We start from the raw sequence: 21,090 nt of genomic DNA on the forward strand, positions 1-21,090 counted from the left end.
ATGCTTAAGGTATTTATCCTCTTTATCCTGCTGATTGCGGGCGTGGTACTGGGACCGATGATTGCCGGTCATCAAGGCTATGTGCTGATTCAGACTGATAACTGGAATATCGAAACCAGCGTCACCGGGCTGGTGATTATCCTTATTCTCAGCCTGCTGGTAATTCTGGCCGTGGAGTGGCTGCTGCGTCGCGTGCTGCGAACCGGCGCACGCACCCGTGGCTGGTTTACCGGACGTAAACGCCGCCGCGCCCAGCGTCATACGCAGACTGCGCTGATGAAGCTGGCGGAAGGTGACCACCGTCAGGCGGAAAAACTGCTCTCTAAAGATGCCGATCACGCGGATGTGCCGGTAGCAAACTACCTGCTGGCTGCGGAAGCCGCGCAGCAGCGCGGTGATGAAGTGCGTGCCAACCAGCATCTTGAACGCGCGGCAGAGCTGTCCGAAAACAATACTATTCCGGTAGAAATTGCCCGCGCACGTATTCAGCTGGCGCGCAATGAAGATCACGCTGCACGTCACAGCATCGATCGTCTGCTGGAAGTGGCACCGCGTCATCCTGAAGTGCTGCGTCTGGCTGAACAGGCCTATGTCCGTACCGGCGCCTGGAGTGCGCTGCTGGATATTCTGCCTGCGATGCAGAAAGCGCAGGTCGGCGACGACCTCCATCGCGACGCGTTGCAGCAGCAGGCCTGGCTGGGCCTGATGAATCAGGCGATGGCCGATCAGGGCAGTGACGGTCTGAAGCGCTGGTGGAATACGCTGAGCCGTAAGACCCGTCAGGATACCACGCTGCAGGTCGCCATGGCGGATCACCTGATTGAGTGTAACGACCATGACACCGCGCAGTCGATCGTGCTGGAAGGCCTCAAGCGTCATTATGACGATCGTCTGGTGCTGCTGATGCCCCGCATTAAAAGCGGCAATCCGGAAGCACTTGAGAAGGCCTTACGTCAGCAGATCAAACAGCATGGCGCAACGCCGCTGCTGCACAGCACGCTGGGACAGTTGCTGATGCGTCATGGAGAGTGGCAGCAGGCAGCGGATGCTCTGCAGCAGGCGCTGGCACAGCGTCCTGACGCATTCGATTATGCGTGGCTGGCGGATGTGTATGATCGTCTGCATCGTCCGGAAGAGGCCGCGAAGATGCGCCGTGAAGGCTTACTGCTGACGCTGAAAAATAATCCTGGCGCCTGACAGGCGCAAAGCTAACTAAGCCGGGCTCGCCCGGCTTTTTTGTGCCCGCAATCTGCCGCTCCTTCTCCTCAGGCAAAAAAAAACACCTGCCAGTGGCAGGTGTAAGATCAGGTCGGTAAGACAACCGGGAGGTACCCGACTCAACGTGGTGTCTGGTAATCCTGTAAGGCTTTCGCGATACAGGCAGGCAGACAACAGGTACCTAAAATTGGCTCTGCATCATTCCCAGGTTTATGCAGCATCAGCAGACATAAGAGGTGGAATGAGCATCTACAGCAGGAGTATTGCACAAGCCGTGCCAGTTTGAAGGTTATTTTAAAAATTATTTTAAATCATTCGGTTATCGAAGAGGCTGAGTGCTCCAGCGGAGCAGATGGCGGGTAAGTGTCGGTATCCGGCGACAGCAGAGACTTTCTCTGTCTCTGAACGGAGACAGCGAGCCCGGACTCTTTATGAATCTATAAATAACAATAACTTATTTGTCGGCAATTCACGACGCTAGCGATTCTGCTTCAGCAACCTTCTCTGACAACTGACTCACTCAAAGCGGGTAATCTGGCATCAAACAATACGCTAACGAGCACGCCGGCTCTCACCACAGTGCGGGCTTCAGGGAGCATACGCCTTTCGCAAAGACGCAAAAGACGCCATCCATGGCAGGCTCAGCGCGGGCCATCCCTGGCCCGCTATGCTTTGCTACAGGCGTATGCTCCCTTCGCTTTAAGTCTGGCAGACGCATTAAGTACTGACATAAGCTTCAGAGGGTTTACAGCAATGAAGAAGCTCAACGTGCAGGTAACACGGGCAGAGGAGGAAAGCGTCCAGGGATGGCTTAAGCGACTTTCCGATCTGACCGTGTTCCCTTCGCAGGCTCAGATTTACAGCAAACTTATCTCGCCGTACCTGCCTGAACCTTCTGCAAAGGTCCTCACCCACTTTTCTACAGACGAAAAAAAACCTGTCTTTTCAGACAGGTTTCTAAAAATGGTCGGCGAGAGAGGATTACACTGCTCTGCGAGCAGCGCCCTCCGGGCCGTTGCTGAAGCAACGTTGTCTCGCTACGCTCGGCTCAAACCTCCTTCGGAGGTTCTCATCCTCTTTTTTTCAGACGAAAAAAAACCTGTCTTTTCAGACAGGTTTCTAAAAATGGTCGGCGAGAGAGGATTCGAACCTCCGACCCACTGGTCCCAAACCAGTTGCGCTACCAAGCTGCGCTACTCGCCGATTTTTTTAACTGTTTTGCCTGGTGCGAAGAGAGGGACTTGAACCCTCACGTCCGTTAAGACACTAACACCTGAAGCTAGCGCGTCTACCAATTCCGCCACCTTCGCGTATCCCAGCAAAATCTGGGGTGGCTAATGGGACTCGAACCCACGACAACTGGAATCACAATCCAGGGCTCTACCAACTGAGCTATAGCCACCACTGTACTTAATGTTACAAGTCAAAGACCTGCAGCATGTAAATCTTTACTGCCAACCGCGGTAAATCAACCACCGAAGCTCATGCGCACAAACGATATGGCGCGCCCGACAGGATTCGAACCTGAGACCTCTGCCTCCGGAGGGCAGCGCTCTATCCAGCTGAGCTACGGGCGCGTAGCGCCGTTGCGGATGTGCATACTAGAGATAAGCGCCCATCGTGTCTAGTGCTTTTTAAATAAAAAGGCGCGTTTGATTACGCTTTGTGCATTTCGTCGACAAATAGTACATTTCCGCCCTCGCCGTGCGTAAAAATGCGGCATTTATCAGCGATATCAGAGATCGCCGCGCCAGTGATAGCGCAAATATTTAAGCAGTTTTAACTGCCTGCGCAGGCGGCTCGGCTGCCGAATCAGACGGTAGAGCCACTCCAGCCCCAGCCGCTGCCAGATTCTGGGCGCGCGCTTCACATGGCCGGTGAAGACGTCGTAGGTTCCCCCTACCCCCATATAAAGCGCATCCGGCCAGTGTGCGCGGCACGCCAGCATCAGCAGCTCCTGACGCGGCGACCCCAGCGCCACGGTCACCAGCTTCGCGCCGCTGGCGGCAATCCGGGCAAACAGGGCATCCTGATCCGCTGGCGCAAAATAGCCATCCTGCGCCCCGACAATATTCACATTCCACTGACGACGCAGCTTCGCACAGGTCTCATCCAGCACCTGCTGGCGACCGCCGACCAGAAACACCGGCGTCCCTTCCCGCCCGGCGCGTTCCATCAGCGCCTCCCACAAATCTGCGCCCGCAATACGCTGCACTGACGCCTGCGGATACTTTTTACGGATCGAGCGCACAATGCTGATGCCATCGGCATAGGCATACTCCGCCTGCGCCAGCAGCGTGCGCAATCCCTCATCCCGCTCGGCGGTCAGGATCTTCTCCGCATTGATCGCCACCAGAATGCCGCTGCGTACGCTCTGCGGCGGCATCAGAAAGCTCACCGCCGACGACATATTTTCGAAGCCATACAGGTCAACGCCGCGGATCCGGTACTGCGGCGTATCTGTTAACTGTGTCATATCTTCCGTTAATCCCAGAGGTTAATCAGAGCGGGCTGTGTAGCACCCGTCCACTGCGATCGCGTATTAAACCTGCGCGATCCAGTAACCAGAAAAGTAATTTAGCCAGGCCCAGACAGGCAGCAAAAATGATGCAGAAAAACACTACGCGAGAACCGAAGGCATCCAGCCCTTCACGTGCCAGCACGATCATGTTAAAGACCGCACCAAAACAGAAGCTTTGCAGGATAGCACCGCTGTAGCGGTTGGCCTCACGGCAGCCACGCTGGTAGATCGCATCGAAGGCTTTAATAATCATCCCTACCGCCACGGCACCGATCGGAATCGCCCAGACGCCGCCCATGACCACCAGCGAGCCGATCAGCGTCGGGGAAATGGCCAGGCCCGAATGGTTATCCAGCACTTCCCAGGTGAAATAGTTCGCGCTGTTCAGCACGGTCAGCGGCCGATCCGGCCACAGCCAGGTGGGAATAAACACGTAGAAATCGCGCCACAGCGGTGCCAGCCCCTGAAACTCTATTCTGGCGTAGTTATCCAGCAGCAGGGCCAGATTCTCCCACGGCGAGAATGTATCCCGCGTCAGATAAAGGAAGGTGTAAAACGCTTCATCGCCCATAACGTCCAGGTTATAGCGGCGCAGCGCCAGCCAGAACATCCCCGCGATAGCCATCACCCCCGCCGTTGCCAGCATCCACAGGGTGATCCAGCCGCGCGTAATACCGATAAACAGGAACAGCGCAAACGCAATAATGATATTGGCGCGAGTCCCGCCCACCAGCGCGTAGGTCAGCAGGCCAAAGGCCACCGTCACCACCAGAAACAGCAGCCAGTTGCGACGCGTCGGACGCAGAAAATAGGGGATCAGCATCGCCGGAATAAAGAAATAGAAGAAGCGCTTCAGCGCCACGCCCGACACTTCGCTGGAGAAGATCTGGTTATAGGCCGTCAGGCGGAACAGCAGAAAACCGTTGTGAATAAAGAACACCGTAACGGTGCCCAGCGCCACCAGCGCCAGAATCACACAGGTCAGGTGGGTTTCGACCCGGTTCATCTGCAGCCAGGGCTTTGCAGGCGGTGCATTGGCCGGCTTCAGCCGCACCTTATAACTGACGTAATAGATGGCATAAAACGCCGTGGCCGAGAGCAGCGCCTCCAGCAGGTTTTCCACCGGCACCACCTCAACATGAAACCGGAACACCAGCAGGGAAGTCAGCGGAAAGCCGAAGTAGAAGGTCAGTAAAAACAGCAGCGTGAAAAAGAGGTGGAAGTTAAAACGGACACGCTTAAACTCCCGCCAGGTCAGGGTCAGAATGAAACCCAGCGACAGCAGATAGACCACCAGCAGGCCGCCAAACTGCATAAGACTCATGACTTTTCCCCTTCGCTGAGCTGTAACGCTGCCCGCCAGCCTGCCAGATAACCGGGAGCGAAAAAGGCGATCGCCGCTTTATCACAGGTCATAAGCTGGCGACGCGCCTCGGCGATAACAGCAGGCGACAGCGTATCTTCGCTGAACAGGACCGGCAACTGCTGCTCTGCCACATCGCGCCAGAATGGATTTTTGCGGGTCAGCACAAACGGCACGTTCGCCTGAATCAGCAGGCAGAGTGTGCCCACCCCCTGCTGACGTTCAAACATAAAATAGCCGACGTGGCAGCGCGCCAGCAGCGCCAGATAGGCTTCAAACGCCATATTTTCACGTATCAGGTTCACCTGCCCCTGCGGGAACAGCGTATCCGCTGCGGCCTGAATCTGGCTGATATAAGCCTCATTGCCCGGCGGATAACCCAGCGGCACCTCAATACGCACCTGCTCACCAAACTGCGCGTGAATCGCTTTTAAGCCTTCAATATGGCGGTTACTCGGATCGCCCGAGTTGCCCAGCAGCAGCGTGAACGGTTCCGTCGGATCGGCCTGCACGGCGGCGGCAGGCATTCGGGTCGGGAAATAGAGCAGTGAACCCGGCACCCGGCGATGCCGCTGCTGAAAGTGGTGCAGATCTCCACGGGTGGCAAAAACCTGTGCCACCCGTCCCTGAGCTAACCGGCGAATGTGATAGAACAGGCGAAACTTCAGGCTGCGTGAGTCTTCATAAAGATCGGCTCCCCAGACATGCCAGAACAGCTGTGAGCGGCGCAGCTTACCGCTAAGGAGTGCCAGCCAGATCCACGGGTTAAACTGGCCGTGACAGAAGAAACGCTGCTGACGATTTTTTGCCCGCTGCACTACCGCCTGCGCCAGCGCTTTCTTGCTGGCGAAGCACTCGATCTGTAACGCACTGAACGTTGCCAGACTCTCGGGCTGCCCGGTCACCACCATAAAATGGCGTGGCGAAGCCGCAGGCTGCTCAACGCTGAGAACGTCGTTAAAAAAGCGCAGCACCGTGAGGTTGTGATGGGGAATATCCGATCCCAGAACGTGAATTAAACTCATTTTTTCCGACAGTAAACAATAAAAGCGCCACAACACAGGGCAAAGTAAGCCATGTAGGTCAGCATATAGGCCTGTGCGGCCCCCGTTGCGCCATGTAACGGGATCAGCCAGCGTGAGAACAGGGTCAGTAACAGAAACTGGCTGATCTCAGTCAGAACATAAAAGCGCAGCGAGGCTTTGGCGATAACCAGATATCCGAAAACATAGGCGCCAACTTTAAAAACATCGCCGCACAGTTGCCAGACAAAGAGATCGCGCATCCCGCGAAAGGCTTCGGAGAAGAGCAGGCTGATGGCGAAATCGCGCAGCACCCAGACAGTCAGGCTGGCGACGGCCACGGCAGGCAGCACAAAGCGCAGTGCCCGGCCAATCTCCCGCGCGATGTCGCGCTTGTTATCGAGCCGTGCCAGGGTCGGCAACAGCCAGACGCTGAAGGTGGCGGTAATAAACTGCAGATAGGCATCGGAAATGCTGGTCACGCCCTGCCACAGGCCGACCTGCGCCCAGCCCTGCTGCTCTGCCAGCAGGTTACGCATCAGCACCCAGGCCACCGGCAGGGTTACCGCCGTGATCAGCGCCATCAGGGTATATTTCGCCAGATTGCGCGCCAGCTCAGGATGCCATTGTGGACGCAGCCAGCTCAGCGGCAGCGGCGCGCGGCGTTTCAGCATCACCAGTGCCGGCAACAGCAGCAGGGCCGGCACCAGCGCCAGGCCGGTCAGTGCGCCCTGATAGCCACCCAGCCACCAGCAGACCAGATAGCCCATGACCCCAATCAGGCTGCCAGCGATCAGCGCCAGCGCATTGCCGCGCGCGTCGCGATACCCCTTCAGCAGCGCCAGCGTAAAGTTGGCCCAGGCGATGCCGAGCTGAAGGAAAGCGACCACGCGGATAACGCCCTGATAGCGGTCATGACCAAACAGCGCCGTGCTGATCGGGGCCGCCGCCAGCAGAAACAGCAGCGCCAGCGCGCCGGAAAAGCCCAGCACCATGGCCGACGCCGTACCCACCAGCGCCCGTAGCTGGCCGGGCTGCTGCTGATACTGCGCCACATACGTGGTGACACCGTTGAAGATGCCCGCCCCGGCCAGTACACCCAGCACGGTAATCAGCTGACGAAAGTTTCCCGCCTGCCCCACACCTTCAGGACCGAAGCTGACCGCCAGCAGTTTTACCACCAGCAGACCAGACACAATTTTTACCAGCGTGGACGACGCGGTCCACACTGAGGCTCTGGCTAATGACATCAGGAAAAGAAGCTCAGCAGTGAGCTGATAACCGTGCTCTGATTATTATCTGACAGGTTATAAAACAGCGGCAGGCGCAGCAGGCGTTCGCTTTCCGCTTTGGTAAAGCGATCCTCCCCGACAAACTGCGAGAAACGCTCACCGGCAGGCGAACTGTGCAGCGGAATATAGTGGAACACCGTCAGTATCTCGGCTTCCTTCATCCAGTTAATCAGCGCCTGACGATCATCCTGATCGCGCAGCTTGATGTAAAACATATGGGCATTATGTTCGCAGCTGGCAGGGATCACGGGCAGGTCAATGCGTCCCTGTGCCGCCAGTGGCTGAAGCGCCTCATAGTAACGCTGCCAGATACGTAAACGCTGCTGGTTAATACGGTCAGCGGCTTCCAGCTGTGCCCAGAGGTAGGCCGCCTGCAGATCGGCCATCAGGAAGCTCGACCCCATATCGCGCCAGGTGTATTTATCGACCTGACCGCGGAAGAACTGGCTGCGGTTCGTGCCCTTTTCCCGCACGATTTCGGCGCGCTCGACCAGACTGGCGTCGTTAATCAGGGTTGCCCCTCCTTCGCCACCCGCCGTGTAGTTCTTGGTTTCATGAAAGCTGAAGCAGCCGATATGGCCGATGGTACCCAGCGCACGGCCTTTGTAGCGTGACATCACACCCTGCGCCGCATCTTCGATGACAAACAGCTTATGTTTTGCCGCCAGCGCCATGATGGTGTCCATTTCACAGGCGACGCCTGCGTAGTGCACCGGGACAATGGCACGGGTTTTTTCTGTGATGGCCGCTTCAATCAGGGTTTCATCAATATTCATGGTGTCCGGGCGGACATCGACAAAGACGATACGCGCGCCGCGCAGCACAAAGGCATTGGCGGTAGAGACGAAGGTGTAGCTCGGCATAATCACTTCATCGCCAGGCTGCAGATCGATAAGCAGCGCCGCCATCTCCAGCGAAGCGGTGCAGGAGGGGGTCAGCAGCACTTTTTTACTGCCGAAACGCTGCTCCATCCACTGCTGGCAGCGGCGTGTAAAGCCGCCGTCGCCGCACAGCTTGCCGCTGCTCATCGCCGACTGCATATACTCAATTTCTGTGCCCACCACGGGCGGCGCATTAAATGGAATCATGACCTTTCCTGTAAAACCAGTAGGCGGTGCTGTCGAGCCGGGCACCGCTGCGTAAATAGAGGCGCATCGCCGTAAGATTGCTGAGCTGAGTCGCCACCCGAAGCTGCGCGAGCTGCCTGACCCGCGCCCAGTCCGCCGCCGCCAGCATCAGTCGCTGACCCAGTCCCTGTCCCTGTGCGTCGGGCAGGACGCCGAGCAGGCCGATGCGGGCATCGCCCTCCACCGCACGCAGCGAAACAAAGCCCTGCACTCCACCCGCGGCATCGCAGGCGACCAGGCACTGATCGTCAAACGCCCCGCGCACCGCATTTTCAATCCACTGCGCATAAAAGCGACCGCTGGCGTCCGGCGCATACCAGGGCGCACGAAAGCGGCTCTGACTGAAGAGCTGCGACGCGGCGTCACGCAGAGAGGGGATCTGTGCCTCACGCGCAATGCGAATGCCCGCCTGCCGCTCCGTCTGGTCAATCGCCAGCGTCAGATCGGCCTCACCCTCCACCAGCTGGAACTGATGCTGCTGCAGCGTATCGATCAGCGCCGTTTCACCCGCAGCGACTTTCATCTGCATCAGTGCACAGGGATGGCGCAGCGCCTGCTCCAGTGGGGTGTCGCCTTGCAGCTCCAGCCTCACTGTCTCAACACCGAAGAATGCGCTCTCCCAGCTGAGGGGATTAATATTGACGTGGACGGGCATGTAATAAATCCAGCAGGTATTGGCCGTAGCCGGTTTTCGTCAACGCGTCACCCGCGGCGCGCAGCTGCTCGTCACTCAGCCAGCCGTTACGCCAGGCAACCGCACATGTCAGTTATTTAAACGCTAAAACGCCTCATCGCCACACACCTTTGGTGTCGACAATCCATTGCTGCTGTACCTGAGCGGCATCGATGGCGCGGAAGGCGCGATGATCCACCAGCATCACCAGAATATCGGCCTGGGCCAGCGCCTGCTCGCCCGAAACCAGCTCAGCTTTACCTGCCAGCGCGTCAGCGATCTGCGCAATGTGAGGCTCAACCACCCAGGTTGTGCCGCGGTGCCACTCCGCAATCTTCTGCGCTACGCCCACCGCCGGGCTTTCGCGCAGATCGTCAATATTGGGTTTAAAAGCCAGTCCGAAGCAGGCGATGGTGATATCGCTGGCGCGCTTGCCGGTCTGGGTCAGGCACTCCGCCAGCGCGGTTTTTACCTGGTCCAGCACCCACTGCGGCTTGGCATCATTGACCTCGCGCGCGGTGCGGATCAGACGGGCTAGTTCGGGATTCTGCGCCACGATGAACCAGGGATCGACGGCGATGCAGTGTCCCCCGACGCCCGGCCCTGGCTGCAGAATGTTGACGCGCGGATGGCGATTCGCCAGCGCAATCAGCTCCCAGACGTTGATCCCCTGATCGGCGCAAATCAGCGACAGCTCATTGGCAAAGGCGATGTTCACATCGCGGAAGCTGTTCTCAGTCAGCTTGCACATCTCGGCGGTGCGGGCGTTGGTTTCCACACACTCGCCTTTCAGGAAAATGCGATACAGCTCGCTTGCGCGGGCGGAACAGGCGGGTGTCATGCCGCCGATGACCCTGTCATTATTGATCAGTTCGACCATCACCTGACCCGGCAGTACGCGCTCCGGGCAGTAGGCGACGAAGACATCGGGCGTCTCACCGTGCTGCGGGAAACGCAGATCGGGACGCGCCGCCGCCAGCCAGTCGGCCATCTGTTCCGTGCTGCCAACCGGCGACGTCGACTCCAGAATCACCAGGTCGCCCTTCTTCAGCACGGGGGCTATCGACTCTGCGGCGGCTTTCACAAAGCGCAGGTCGGGCTGATGGTCATCTTTGAACGGGGTCGGCACAGCAATAAGAAAGGCGTCCGCAGGCTCAGGCTGGGTGGTGGCACGCAGGTCGCCACGCGTGACGGCAGCATGTACCACCTGATCTAAATCGGGCTCCACGATGTGGATCGCGCCACGGTTGATGGTTTCCACGGCGCGCGCGTTGATATCCACGCCCACCACTTTTTTTCCCTTTGAGGCAAAAACGGCTGCCGTCGGCAGCCCAATGTATCCCAGTCCAATCACGGAGATGGTTTCAAAACTCATAATTCGGCTCGGTTATCTTTTAAGGCTTGTAAAATACGACCGCAGGCTTTGCCATCGCCATAAGGATTATGGGCATGACTCATCGCCTGCCAGGCCTCATCGTCGCTCAGCAGTTCGCTCACGCTGGCCACGATAGTGGCGACATCGGTTCCCACCAGTTTCACGGTGCCGGCATCGACCGCTTCCGGCCGCTCGGTGGTGTCGCGCATCACCAGCACCGGTTTACCCAGCGACGGCGCCTCTTCCTGGATACCGCCGGAGTCGGTGAGGATTAACCAGGCGCGGTTCATCAGCCAGACAAAAGGCAGATACTCCTGCGGTTCGATCAGAATGATATTTTCAATGCCGCTGAGTATCCGGTTAACCGGTTCGCTGACATTGGGATTGAGGTGCACCGGATAGACAATCTGCGCTTCCGGATGCTGGCGGGCAATCTGCGCCAGCGCGCTGCAGATCCGTTCAAACCCGCCGCCAAAGCTTTCACGACGATGACCGGTGACCAGCACCAGTTTCTTCTCCGGATCGAGAAACGGATAGCGCGCGGCCAGCTGCGCATTCAGATTGGTGTCATCCAGCACCCGATCACGTACCCACAGCAGCGCGTCAATAACCGTATTGCCGGTCACGATAATGCGTGAGTCGGCGAGATTTTCCTGCAGCAGATTCTGTCGCGAGCGCGAGGTCGGGGTGAAATGCAGGCGGGCGAGATGGCCGGTCAGCTTACGGTTGCCCTCTTCCGGCCACGGCGACGCGAGATCGCCGGTGCGCAGCCCGGCTTCCACATGGCCAACCGGAATCTGATGATAAAAGGCGGCCAGACTCGCCGCCAGCGTGGTGGTCGTGTCGCCGTGCACCAGCACGATGTCGGGCCGGAAGTCGAGCAGAACGGTTTTCATGCCCTCTAAGATGCGACAGGTGATCTCCGTCAGCCCCTGCTCAGGCCGCATGATGTTGAGATCGTAGTCCGGCTGCAGTCTGAACAGACGCAGCACCTGATCGAGCATTTCGCGATGCTGGGCGGTGACGCACAGCCGTGATTCAAACGCGGGATCCTGCGCCAGCGCCTGAACCAGCGGGGCCATTTTTATCGCTTCGGGGCGAGTACCAAATACGGTCAGAACTTTCACACTATTTCTCTCAATCATGCGTGTCTGACATCAGACGCGGACGACGTGCCAGCGCCACGCCCGCGCCGGTTAATGCCCCAACGGCACCCCACATAATCATCATGAACAGACGTCGCGGGCTGTCACGTGATACCGGCTCTTCCGGCGTACGCAGATAACGGTAGGTCTGGAACTGGCTGTTCAGTCTGGGTCCGGTCTGCAGCGTGGCCAGCATAGCTCTGTTTTGATCATAGCTGATATCGAAGCTGGGACCGGTGGCACGCAGGGTTTCAAGCTGTCCCTGCAGCACGGGCTGGCCCAGCAGGAAGAGATCGCTGTCCGCCAGATTTTCACCCGCTTCGCGCGTCTGTTTCTCATTGATACCCTGCTGACTGGCGATCTTCAGCGCCTGCTCCAGACGGTGCTGCTGGCGCTGGAATACGGCGTTCGCCACATCTTCCTGACGTTTTACCTGCGCCTGCAACTGATCGGTGCGCGCCTGCCAGGCCCCTTTTAACTCATCATTCAGATGACGTGCGGCACGCTCGCTGGCGTAGGCAATATACTGACGCAGCAGGTTGTTGGCGTCGCCTGCGGTTTCCGCTTTGAGTCTGACGTTGTCCGGCAGGTTATGTGCCGCGTCCGCCGGGGTGAAGAGAATGTTGCCGATCATGTCGTCAAGCAGCGCGGCATCGTTGTGCGCGTTGCCGGTTTTACGACTCTTGTAGTAGTCGGTTTGCTGCCAGAACTCGCGGCGCGTATCCCACGAGGCGAGCTGCATGATGAACTCCTGATAGACCTCATCCATCACCGTTGGCGAGGGCGCCGCCAGGGTTAACGCGTTATTCCGCACATCCAGGTTGGTCAGAAACTGCTGCTGTGCATAGTAGGAGCCCAGCATATTTACCGTCGGACGATCGGTGATCGCCGTGGTGCTCCAGACCTGTTTCAGCAGCAGCGTCGCCAGCCAGGCGACCAGGGCAAACAGCAGGGCCAGCCCCACAATCCAGCGCTTGCCACGCCATAACCGGCAGCCTAAGCCGCGAAGATCCAGTTCGTTGTCCACAACGTCAGAAGGCATGGCAGAGATATCCTTTAATCAGCATCGGGTTCATTTATTTTTTGCTTCGCGATGATGGCTCAGACGGCGCTTGATGCGACGGATACGCCGCGCCACGCGCCATGCATGTTTCAGGCAGTAGCCATAAACCATGAACGCGCCCAGGAAAAGCAGCAGCATCACCCACTCAGGGATAAACGCCAGATACTCACCCAGCACCCCGATACCGGCGAGAATCGCGGCCGCGACGGTAATCAGCACAAAGGCCTGACGCGAGCTGAAGCCGGCGCGCATAATCAGATGGTGGATGTGCTGACGGTCAGCCGAGAACGGGCTCATGCCTTTGCGCAGACGGCGATACATGATCGCCACCATATCCATCAGGGGAATGGCGATGAGCCAGAGGGCGGTCACCGGCGTGATGGGGTGACTCAGACCCTGGGTGGTTTCCAGCAGAATCCAGATGATGGTGAAGCCGATCATGGTGCTGCCGGCGTCACCCATAAAGACTTTAAAGCGGCGGCCAAGAAAGCCCAGGTTGAGCAGAATATAGGGCAGCGTGGCGGCGATCATCGCAAAGCACCACATCGCCAGGCTGGTCTGGCCGTCGAAATAGAGGATGATGCCCATAGCGGCAAAGGTCACTGAGGAGAGACCGCCCAGCAGACCATCGATGCCATCCACCATATTAAAGGCGTTAATCGCGGCCCAGACGGCGAACAGCGTCAGCACATAGCCAAAGGGCCCCACGATCAGCTCGAACGGACCGACGATAAAGCCCAGACTCAGCAGATAGAGTTTTGCCCCCACCATCATGACGACAGCGACCAGCGCCTGCACCACCGCGCGGATTTTAACGCTGATATCAAAACGATCGTCGAGCGCCCCGACCAGCACCAGCACACCGGCACAGCCCAGATAGAGCAGCGCGTGTGGCAGATAGTAGTTGGTAATCGCGAACGTGAAGCAGATCCCTGCAAACACGGAAATGCCGCCCACCAACGGAATCGCGCCATGATGGCGTTTACGTGAGTTAGGCTTATCAACTAAACCAATTTTTTTAGCTGCTTTTCGAGCAAAAAAGAGGAAAGCCAGTGAAAAGAGAAAAATTAAACCAAGCTCAGTACTCATAGTGAGTAAATTCACGTTAAACGCTCTCAGCTAACATCCCGCACAACAATACGCGAAAAAGCGCGTTTATCGCTGTGTCGGATTCCGAATTCTGCATCAAGAGACAGACGAACGGTCAAAAATTCGCCATCACTACCACAGTCATTATAAATGCTCCTGCCAGTGTTCAATCCTATAGCTCACAAATGAAAAACGCCACGTCGGGACGTGGCGTAAGGGCGATTTTCTGCAAATCTGGATTAAAAAAGCCGAATCAGTGGTCCGGCCTGGCCGTATCAGATTATGAACGCTTCATCATGTCGAAGAATTCATCGTTGGTTTTCGTCATCGCCAGTTTGTTGATGAGGAACTCCATTGCGTCGATTTCGCCCATCGGGTGAATGATCTTACGCAGGATCCACATCTTCTGCAGCTCTTCCTGAGAGGTAAGCAGCTCTTCTTTACGTGTACCGGAGCGGTTGTAGTCGATCGCCGGGAAGACACGTTTTTCAGCGATTTTACGGGCGAGATGCAGTTCCATGTTACCGGTACCCTTGAACTCTTCGTAAATCACTTCGTCCATCTTCGAACCGGTATCAACCAGCGCGGTGGCGATGATGGTCAGGCTGCCGCCCTCTTCCACGTTACGTGCAGCACCAAAGAAACGCTTTGGACGATGCAGGGCGTTGGCATCCACACCACCGGTCAGGACTTTACCTGACGCCGGCACCACGGTGTTATAAGCACGCGCCAGACGGGTGATGGAGTCGAGCAGGATGATGACATCTTTCTTGTGCTCAACCAGGCGCTTGGCTTTCTCGATGACCATTTCCGCAACCTGAACGTGGCGTGACGCCGGCTCATCGAAGGTTGAGGCAATGACTTCACCTTTGACCAGACGCTGCATCTCGGTCACTTCTTCCGGACGCTCATCGATCAGCAGGACCATCAGCACGCAGTCCGGGTAGTTGTACGCCAGGCTCTGCGCGATGTTCTGCAGCAGCATGGTTTTACCGGCTTTTGGCGGTGCAACAATCAGACCACGCTGACCACGACCGATCGGTGACGCCAGGTCCAGAACGCGGGCCGTTAAATCTTCCGTTGAACCATTACCCCGTTCCATACGCAGACGCTTGTTGGCGTGCAGCGGCGTGAGGTTTTCGAACAGAATCTTATTACGCGCGTTTTCCGGCTTGTCGTAGTTAACTTCGTTAACTTTCAGCAGCGCAAAATAGCGTTCACCTTCTTTCGGTGGACGGATTTTGCCAGAGATGGTGTCACCAGTGCGGAGGTTGAAGCGGCGGATTTGGCTGGGGGAAACGTAGATATCATCAGGGCCGGCGAGGTAGGAGCTGTCTCCGGAACGGAGGAATCCAAATCCATCCTGAAGAATCTCCAGCACGCCATCACCGAAGATGTCTTCGCCGCTCTTCGCGTGCTGCTTCAGGATTGAAAAGATAATGTCCTGCTTGCGCATGCGAGCCTGATTTTCCAGCCCCATATTTTCGCCGAGAGTAATCAGCTCAGCAACCGGCGTATTCTTTAATTCGGTAAGATTCATAGTGATGGGTTCTTAAACTCGGGGTAATACTCGGAATGTTTGTCGTGAATGGTATGGCAACTAATCCATGCCGTTAATGGCTCTTTTCGGCTCTTCCCGACGATCATCGAATGGAATGGCGATCGGTATGCAGGGAGATGTCCGAATGTAATGCCAGAGTTGGAGCTAACCGTAAGATTGCTGAACCGTTCTATCTTTATAAGGTACAGGGCGAATGGGTTCAACAAGGGAAAACTTTAGATGCTAACTACAAGGTAAGTTCGTAATGCAGTGTGAGTAAATTAGCACGCCTGAAAGCGAACGTCCAGCAGCAGGAGATAAATTCACCACTGCCAGACATTCAGTCCTGCATTACGCCAGGTTGGCGTTCAGGAACTCTTTCAGCTGGCCTTTAGACAGCGCGCCCACTTTGGTCGCGGCGACTTCGCCATTTTTGAACAGCAGCAGCGTCGGGATACCACGAATGCCATACTTCGGTGCCGTGCCTGGGTTATCGTCAATATTCAGCTTAGCGATGGTCAGCTTGCCATCATACTCTTCTGCAACTTCATCAAGGATTGGCGCGATCATTTTGCAAGGACCACACCATTCAGCCCAGAAATCTACCAGTGTAACGCCGTCGGCTTTCAGCACGTCGGTGTCGAAACTGTCATCAGTCAGATGAACGATTTTATCGCTGCTCATGTTTTACTCCACAAGATTATGCCTGGCGAATTGGCGTAATATATACCAATGTTGGTTGACTTTATTTCATCGGATACGCTTTCGTAAAGCGATAGTAAGCTGATATTCTACCACACTATGAGCAAAACACACTTAACTGAACAGAAGTTTTCCGACTTCGCCCTGCACCCTAAAGTGGTTGAAGCCCTTGATAGTAAAGGCTTTCAATACTGCACGCCGATTCAGGCGTTAGCTCTGCCTTTTACGCTTTCAGGGCGTGATGTTGCAGGCCAGGCGCAAACCGGTACCGGCAAAACGATGGCGTTTCTGACGTCAACGTTTCATCATCTTCTCTCTTATCCTGCGGTGGAAGGTCGTCAGGTTAATCAGCCACGGGCACTTATTCTTGCGCCAACGCGTGAACTTGCTGTGCAGATTCATGCAGATGCCGAACCCCTTACCGCCTCAACCGGCCTGAAACTGGGTCTCGCCTATGGCGGAGACGGTTATGATAAACAGCTGAAAGTGCTGGAGCAGGGCGTAGATATTCTGGTGGCCACCACCGGTCGCCTGATCGACTACGCGAAGCAAAATCACGTTAACCTCGGTGTCATCCAGGTCATGGTGCTGGACGAAGCCGATCGCATGTTCGATCTCGGCTTTATTAAAGATATTCGCTGGCTGTTCCGCCGTATGCCGCCTGCCACGCAGCGCCTGAGCATGCTCTTCTCAGCAACGCTCTCTTATCGCGTTCGTGAACTGGCGTTCGAGCACATGAACAGCGCGGAATATGTTGAAGTGGAACCGGAGCAGAAAACCGGCCATCGCATCCAGGAAGAGCTTTTCTATCCGTCTAACGAAGAGAAAATGCGCCTGCTGCAGACCCTGCTGGAAGAAGAGTGGCCGGATCGCGCCATTGTCTTCGCAAACACCAAGCACCGCTGTGAAGATATCTGGGGCCACCTGGCCGCTGATGGTCACCGCGTTGGCCTGCTGACCGGCGATGTGGCACAGAAGAAGCGCCTGCGCATTCTTGATGACTTCACCAAAGGGGACGTGGATATTCTGGTCGCGACTGACGTTGCTGCCCGTGGTCTGCACATCCCGGCGGTCACCCACGTCTTTAACTACGATCTGCCTGATGACTGTGAAGATTACGTTCACCGCATTGGCCGTACCGGCCGTGCAGGTGCCAGCGGACACTCTATCAGCCTGGCCTGTGAAGAGTACGCGCTGAATCTGCCATCGATTGAAGAGTACATTGGCCACAGCATCCCGGTCAGCAAGTACAGCAGCGAAGCCCTGTTAACCGATTTACCGCCGCCTAAGCGTCTGCAGCGCAGCCGTTCCGGCAATGGCCCACGCCGTGGAGGCAATAACGCTAATCGTCGCGGTGCGCCACGCAACAACAACCGTAAACGTTCAGGTTAGGCCACCATGCTCAGCGCGTCGTCACTTTATGCAGCGATTGATTTAGGGTCTAACAGCTTTCATATGTTGGTGGTGCGCGAGGTCTCTGGCAGTATTCAGACCGTGGCAAAAATTAAGCGCAAGGTTCGCCTTGCCGCCGGTCTGGATGCCAGTAATCAGTTGTCAGCCGAAGCCATGGCGCGTGGCTGGCAATGCCTCCGGCTCTTCTCTGAGCAACTGCAGGATATTCCCCCCGATCAGATTCGCGTGGTGGCGACCGCCACGCTGCGTCTGGCCGCGAATGCGCAGACCTTCCTCGATACCGCCCAGCAGATTCTTGGCTGCACCATCAACGTCATCAGCGGTGAAGAAGAGGCGCGCCTGATTTATCAGGGCGTGGCTCACACCACGGGCGGCTCCGACCAGCGTCTGGTGGTGGATATCGGTGGCGGCAGTACCGAGCTGGCAACCGGCGATGGTTCGCACGCGTCAGTGTTGTTCAGTCTGTCGATGGGCTGTGTCACCTGGCTGGAGCGCTTTTTCAGCGATCGTCATCTGGCAAAAGAGAATTTTGACCAGGCGGAGCAGGCTGCCCGTGAGATGATCCAGCCTGTTGCCGCGCAGCTGCGTCAGCAGGGCTGGCAGGCCTGTGTCGGTGCGTCCGGCACGGTGCAGGCGCTGCAGGAGATTATGGTGGCGCAGGGCATGGATGAGCGCATCACGCTGAGCAAGCTGCAGCAGCTTAAACAGCGCGCAATCCAGTGCGGCAAACTGGAAGAGCTTGAAATCGAAGGGCTGACGCTGGAACGGGCGCTGGTGTTCCCCAGCGGCCTGTCGATCCTGATCGCCATTTTCCAGACGCTCAGTATCGATAGCATGACCCTGGCGGGCGGCGCGCTGCGTGAAGGGCTGGTCTACGGCATGCTGCATCTGCCTGTCGACCGCGATATCCGCACCCGCACGCTTCACAACGTCCAGCGCCGGTTCAGCATTGATGTTGAACAGGCAGATCGTGTGCGTCAGCTGGCGGAGAGCTTCTTCCGTCAGGTTTCTACTTCATGGAAGCTGGATCAGCGCTGTCGTGAGCTGCTGCTCAGCGCCTGTGCGATCCACGAAATCGGCCTCAGCGTCGACTTCCGGCATGCGCCACAGCATGCGGCTTACCTGGTGCGTCATCTGGACCTGCCCGGCTTCACACCGGCGCAGAAGAAGCTGCTGGCCTGCCTGCTGCAAAACCAGAGCGGCAGCATCGATCTGGCGCTGCTGACCCAGCAAAACGCCCTGCCGCCGCGTCTGGCGGAACGGATGTGCCGTCTGCTGCGGCTGGCGATTATTTTCTCAACCCGCCGCCGCGATGACACCCTGCCAGCGGTACGACTCCAGGCGGACGATGATGCCCTGCATCTGACCCTGCCCGCTGGCTGGCTGGAAGCGCATCCGCTGCGCAGCGAACTGCTGGAGCAGGAGAGCCACTATCAGTCCTATGTCCACTGGTTGTTAACCCTGTCGTAATACCTGCGTCTGAGGCGAATCGCCTTCGCCTCTCCGCCTGACGTGCTTATCCTTTTCTGGCTTTATCCAGCATCGCCCGCAGACCGGCAACCCGGCTCTGCCCGGTTTTCATCCGCTCCTCGGCACTGACCACTTTGCGCTCCGTCTCCCACTGCAGATCGTCCTGCGGCAGCTCCAGCAGAAAACGGCTCGGTTCCGGTCGCACCAGCTCGCCATATTGCCGCCGTTCACGGCAGAGGGTAAATGTCAGCTCTTTCTGTGCCCGCGTGATGCCGACGTAGGCCAGACGACGCTCCTCTTCGATATTGTTCTCATCGATGCTGCTCTGGTGCGGCAACAGCCCCTCTTCCATGCCCACCAGGAACACATAGGGGAACTCCAGCCCTTTGGAGGCGTGCAGCGTCATCAGCTGCACCTGATCCAGCTCTTCATCGCTTTCACCGCGCTCCATCATGTCGCGCAGGGTAAAGCGCGTGACCACCTGGGCCAGCGTCATCGGCTCGTCGATATCGCTGCCCTCCAGCATTTCGGTCATCCACTGAAACAGCGTGTTGACGTTCTTCATCCGCATTTCTGCGGCTTTCGGACTGCCGGAGGTTTCGAACAGCCAGCTTTCGTAATCGATGCCGCGAATCAGATCGCGGACGGCGTTGACCGGCTCGCGTTCGGTCAGCTGGATGATCTCATTCAGCCAGTGAGTAAAGCGCTGCAGATGCTCCAGACCACGTCCGTTGAGCGTCTGACCCAGCCCGACATCGAAACTGGCATGAAACAGGCTCTTGCTGCGCAGATTCGCCCATTCACCGAGCTTCTGCAGCGTCGCCGGACCAATCTCGCGACGCGGTGTGTTGACGATGCGCAGGAACGCGCTGTCATCCTCAGGGTTAGTCAGCACGCGCAGATAGGCGAGCAAATCTTTAATCTCCGGCCGTGAGAAGAACGAGGTGCCGCCAGAGATGCGATAGGGAATGCGGTTCTGCATCAGAAACTTTTCAAAGGTGCGTGACTGATGGTTACCCCGGTAGAGGATCGCGTAATCTTTGTACTGCGTTTTGTTGATAAAGTGATGCGCAATCAGTTCGCCGGTGACCCGCTCCGCTTCATGCTCTTCGCTGTTGGCGATCACCACTTTGAGTTCGCTGCCCTGCCCCAGTTCGGAGAAGAGCCGCTTTTCAAACACGTGCGGGTTGTTGGCAATCAGGATGTTCGCCGCTTTCAGGATGCGCTGCGAGGAGCGGTAGTTCTGCTCCAGCTTCACCACTTCCAGCGCCGGAAAGTCCTGACTCAGCAGCACCAGATTCTGAGGTCGTGCGCCGCGCCAGGAGTAGATCGACTGGTCATCATCACCCACCACCGTGAAGCGCGCCCGCGCGCCAACCAGCAGTTTAACCAGCTCATACTGGCTGGTGTTGGTATCCTGGTACTCATCCACCAGCAGATAGCGGATACGCTGCTGCCAGCGTTCGCGCACCTCCTGATTACGCTGCAGCAGCAGCGTCGGCAGCAGGATCAAATCGTCAAAATCGAGGACGTTGCACGATTTGAGATGCTGACTGTAGAGGCCATAGCAGTGGGCAAAAATATTCTCCTGCTGTGAACGCGCCTGCGCGGCCGCGCCCTGCGGATCGATCAGGTCATTTTTCCAGTTTGAGATGGTGGAGATGAGCTGCTGCAACAGCGTCTTATCCTCCTCCAGCCACTCTCTGGTCAGCTCTTTCAGCAGGGCGAGCTGATCCTGATCGTCGAACAGCGAGAAGTTAGACTTCATGCCCAGCGCCGCCGTTTCACGCTTGATGATCTCCAGGCCCAGCGTGTGGAAGGTGGAGATCAGCAGCCCGCGCGCCTCTTTGCGACCCAGCGTCTGCGCCACACGCTCTTTCATTTCGCGCGAGGCTTTATTGGTGAAGGTCACCGCAGCGATGTGTCGCGCCTGATAGCCGCACTCACGAATCAGATGGGCGATTTTATTGGTAATTACGCGGGTTTTGCCCGATCCCGCGCCCGCCAGTACCAGACAGGGACCGGTAACAAATTCGACGGCACGTTGTTGGCTGGGGTTTAAACGCATAGAAGAAAT

At 57.2% G+C, this 21,090-nt stretch carries 16 protein-coding genes, 4 tRNA genes, 1 other RNA gene and 1 pseudogene; 3 read left to right on the plus strand and 19 right to left on the minus strand.

Going from position 1 to position 21,090, the window contains the following annotated elements; genetic code table 11:
- Complete coding sequence (hemY, locus tag CKF42_RS14325) at window positions 1–1,197, plus strand: protoheme IX biogenesis protein HemY (protein ID WP_009088436.1); 1,197 nt, start codon at window positions 1–3, stop codon at window positions 1,195–1,197.
- Between the two features lie 985 nt (window positions 1,198–2,182).
- On the opposite strand, the gene CKF42_RS14330 is transcribed toward hemY, so the two are convergent.
- From CKF42_RS14330 to trxA, 18 genes and pseudogenes are all read right to left on the minus strand, one after another.
- Window positions 2,183–2,312: non-coding RNA, RtT sRNA (locus CKF42_RS14330), on the minus strand.
- 32 nt (window positions 2,313–2,344) lie between these two features.
- Window positions 2,345–2,421: transfer RNA gene (locus CKF42_RS14335), tRNA-Pro, on the minus strand.
- A 20-nt stretch (window positions 2,422–2,441) separates the two neighbouring features.
- Window positions 2,442–2,528 (minus strand) — tRNA-Leu (locus tag CKF42_RS14340).
- 16 nt (window positions 2,529–2,544) lie between these two features.
- A tRNA-His gene (locus CKF42_RS14345) sits at window positions 2,545–2,620 on the minus strand.
- Window positions 2,621–2,718: 98 nt separating this feature from the next.
- Window positions 2,719–2,795, minus strand: a tRNA-Arg gene (locus CKF42_RS14350).
- A gap of 158 nt (window positions 2,796–2,953) precedes the next feature.
- Window positions 2,954–3,694 carry a lipopolysaccharide N-acetylmannosaminouronosyltransferase gene (gene wecG, locus CKF42_RS14355; protein ID WP_111208480.1) on the minus strand — a complete coding sequence of 247 codons (741 nt, stop codon included), beginning with the start codon at window positions 3,692–3,694 and terminating at the stop codon, window positions 2,954–2,956.
- Between the two features lie 25 nt (window positions 3,695–3,719).
- Window positions 3,720–5,063, minus strand: a complete 1,344-nt coding sequence (gene wzyE / locus CKF42_RS14360; RefSeq protein WP_058958101.1) for an ECA oligosaccharide polymerase — start codon at window positions 5,061–5,063, stop codon at window positions 3,720–3,722.
- On the minus strand, window positions 5,060–6,127 hold the full coding sequence (locus CKF42_RS14365; protein ID WP_111208481.1) for a TDP-N-acetylfucosamine:lipid II N-acetylfucosaminyltransferase: 1,068 nt from the start codon (window positions 6,125–6,127) through the stop codon (window positions 5,060–5,062). The genes wzyE and CKF42_RS14365 overlap by 4 nt, the downstream gene beginning before the upstream one ends.
- A complete protein-coding gene (gene wzxE / locus CKF42_RS14370) occupies window positions 6,124–7,374 on the minus strand; it encodes a lipid III flippase WzxE (RefSeq protein WP_111208482.1) in 1,251 nt (416 codons plus the stop codon). Before wzxE ends, CKF42_RS14365 begins: the two co-directional genes overlap by 4 nt.
- The gene (gene rffA / locus CKF42_RS14375; RefSeq protein WP_111208483.1) at window positions 7,374–8,504 is read right to left on the minus strand and encodes a dTDP-4-amino-4,6-dideoxygalactose transaminase; all 1,131 of its coding nucleotides are present in this window, start codon (window positions 8,502–8,504) and stop codon (window positions 7,374–7,376) included. The genes wzxE and rffA overlap by 1 nt, the downstream gene beginning before the upstream one ends.
- Window positions 8,491–9,198, minus strand: coding sequence for a dTDP-4-amino-4,6-dideoxy-D-galactose acyltransferase (gene rffC / locus CKF42_RS14380; protein WP_009088428.1), 708 nt, complete (start codon window positions 9,196–9,198; stop codon window positions 8,491–8,493). The genes rffA and rffC overlap by 14 nt, the downstream gene beginning before the upstream one ends.
- A pseudogene (locus CKF42_RS14385) lies at window positions 9,176–9,298 on the minus strand (glucose-1-phosphate thymidylyltransferase 2 RmlA2); the annotation flags it as partial. The pseudogene CKF42_RS14385 and the gene rffC, both read right to left, overlap by 23 nt.
- A gap of 33 nt (window positions 9,299–9,331) precedes the next feature.
- A complete protein-coding gene (gene wecC / locus CKF42_RS14390) occupies window positions 9,332–10,591 on the minus strand; it encodes a UDP-N-acetyl-D-mannosamine dehydrogenase (protein ID WP_009088426.1) in 1,260 nt (419 codons plus the stop codon).
- Window positions 10,588–11,718 carry a non-hydrolyzing UDP-N-acetylglucosamine 2-epimerase gene (wecB, locus tag CKF42_RS14395; RefSeq protein ID WP_009088424.1) on the minus strand — a complete coding sequence of 377 codons (1,131 nt, stop codon included), beginning with the start codon at window positions 11,716–11,718 and terminating at the stop codon, window positions 10,588–10,590. The genes wecC and wecB overlap by 4 nt, the downstream gene beginning before the upstream one ends.
- Window positions 11,719–11,728: 10 nt before the next feature.
- Window positions 11,729–12,778 (minus strand): ECA polysaccharide chain length modulation protein, encoded by a 1,050-nt coding sequence (gene wzzE / locus CKF42_RS14400; RefSeq protein ID WP_009088421.1) that lies wholly within the window; start codon window positions 12,776–12,778, stop codon window positions 11,729–11,731.
- Between the two features lie 30 nt (window positions 12,779–12,808).
- On the minus strand, window positions 12,809–13,888 hold the full coding sequence (gene wecA / locus CKF42_RS14405) for a UDP-N-acetylglucosamine--undecaprenyl-phosphate N-acetylglucosaminephosphotransferase (protein WP_033736131.1): 1,080 nt from the start codon (window positions 13,886–13,888) through the stop codon (window positions 12,809–12,811).
- A 280-nt stretch (window positions 13,889–14,168) separates the two neighbouring features.
- Window positions 14,169–15,428: a transcription termination factor Rho gene (rho, locus tag CKF42_RS14410; RefSeq protein ID WP_003851960.1), complete on the minus strand. Its 1,260-nt coding sequence runs from the start codon at window positions 15,426–15,428 to the stop codon at window positions 14,169–14,171.
- A gap of 351 nt (window positions 15,429–15,779) precedes the next feature.
- Window positions 15,780–16,112: a thioredoxin TrxA gene (gene trxA / locus CKF42_RS14415; RefSeq protein ID WP_003851963.1), complete on the minus strand. Its 333-nt coding sequence runs from the start codon at window positions 16,110–16,112 to the stop codon at window positions 15,780–15,782.
- A 117-nt stretch (window positions 16,113–16,229) separates the two neighbouring features.
- On the opposite strand from trxA, the gene rhlB reads away from it, so the two are divergent.
- Window positions 16,230–17,522, plus strand: coding sequence for an ATP-dependent RNA helicase RhlB (rhlB, locus tag CKF42_RS14420; protein WP_111208484.1), 1,293 nt, complete (start codon window positions 16,230–16,232; stop codon window positions 17,520–17,522).
- A gap of 6 nt (window positions 17,523–17,528) precedes the next feature.
- Window positions 17,529–19,013, plus strand: a complete 1,485-nt coding sequence (gene gppA / locus CKF42_RS14425) for a guanosine-5'-triphosphate,3'-diphosphate diphosphatase (RefSeq protein ID WP_009088415.1) — start codon at window positions 17,529–17,531, stop codon at window positions 19,011–19,013.
- Window positions 19,014–19,059: 46 nt separating this feature from the next.
- Here the strand turns inward: gppA and rep are convergent, their stop codons facing one another.
- Window positions 19,060–21,081, minus strand: a complete 2,022-nt coding sequence (gene rep / locus CKF42_RS14430) for a DNA helicase Rep (protein WP_111208485.1) — start codon at window positions 21,079–21,081, stop codon at window positions 19,060–19,062.
- Window positions 21,082–21,090 lie beyond the last annotated feature (9 nt).

Origin of the sequence: Pantoea sp. ARC270, assembly GCF_003236725.1 — a bacterium.
Taxonomy (GTDB): Bacteria; Pseudomonadota; Gammaproteobacteria; order Enterobacterales; family Enterobacteriaceae; genus Pantoea; species Pantoea anthophila.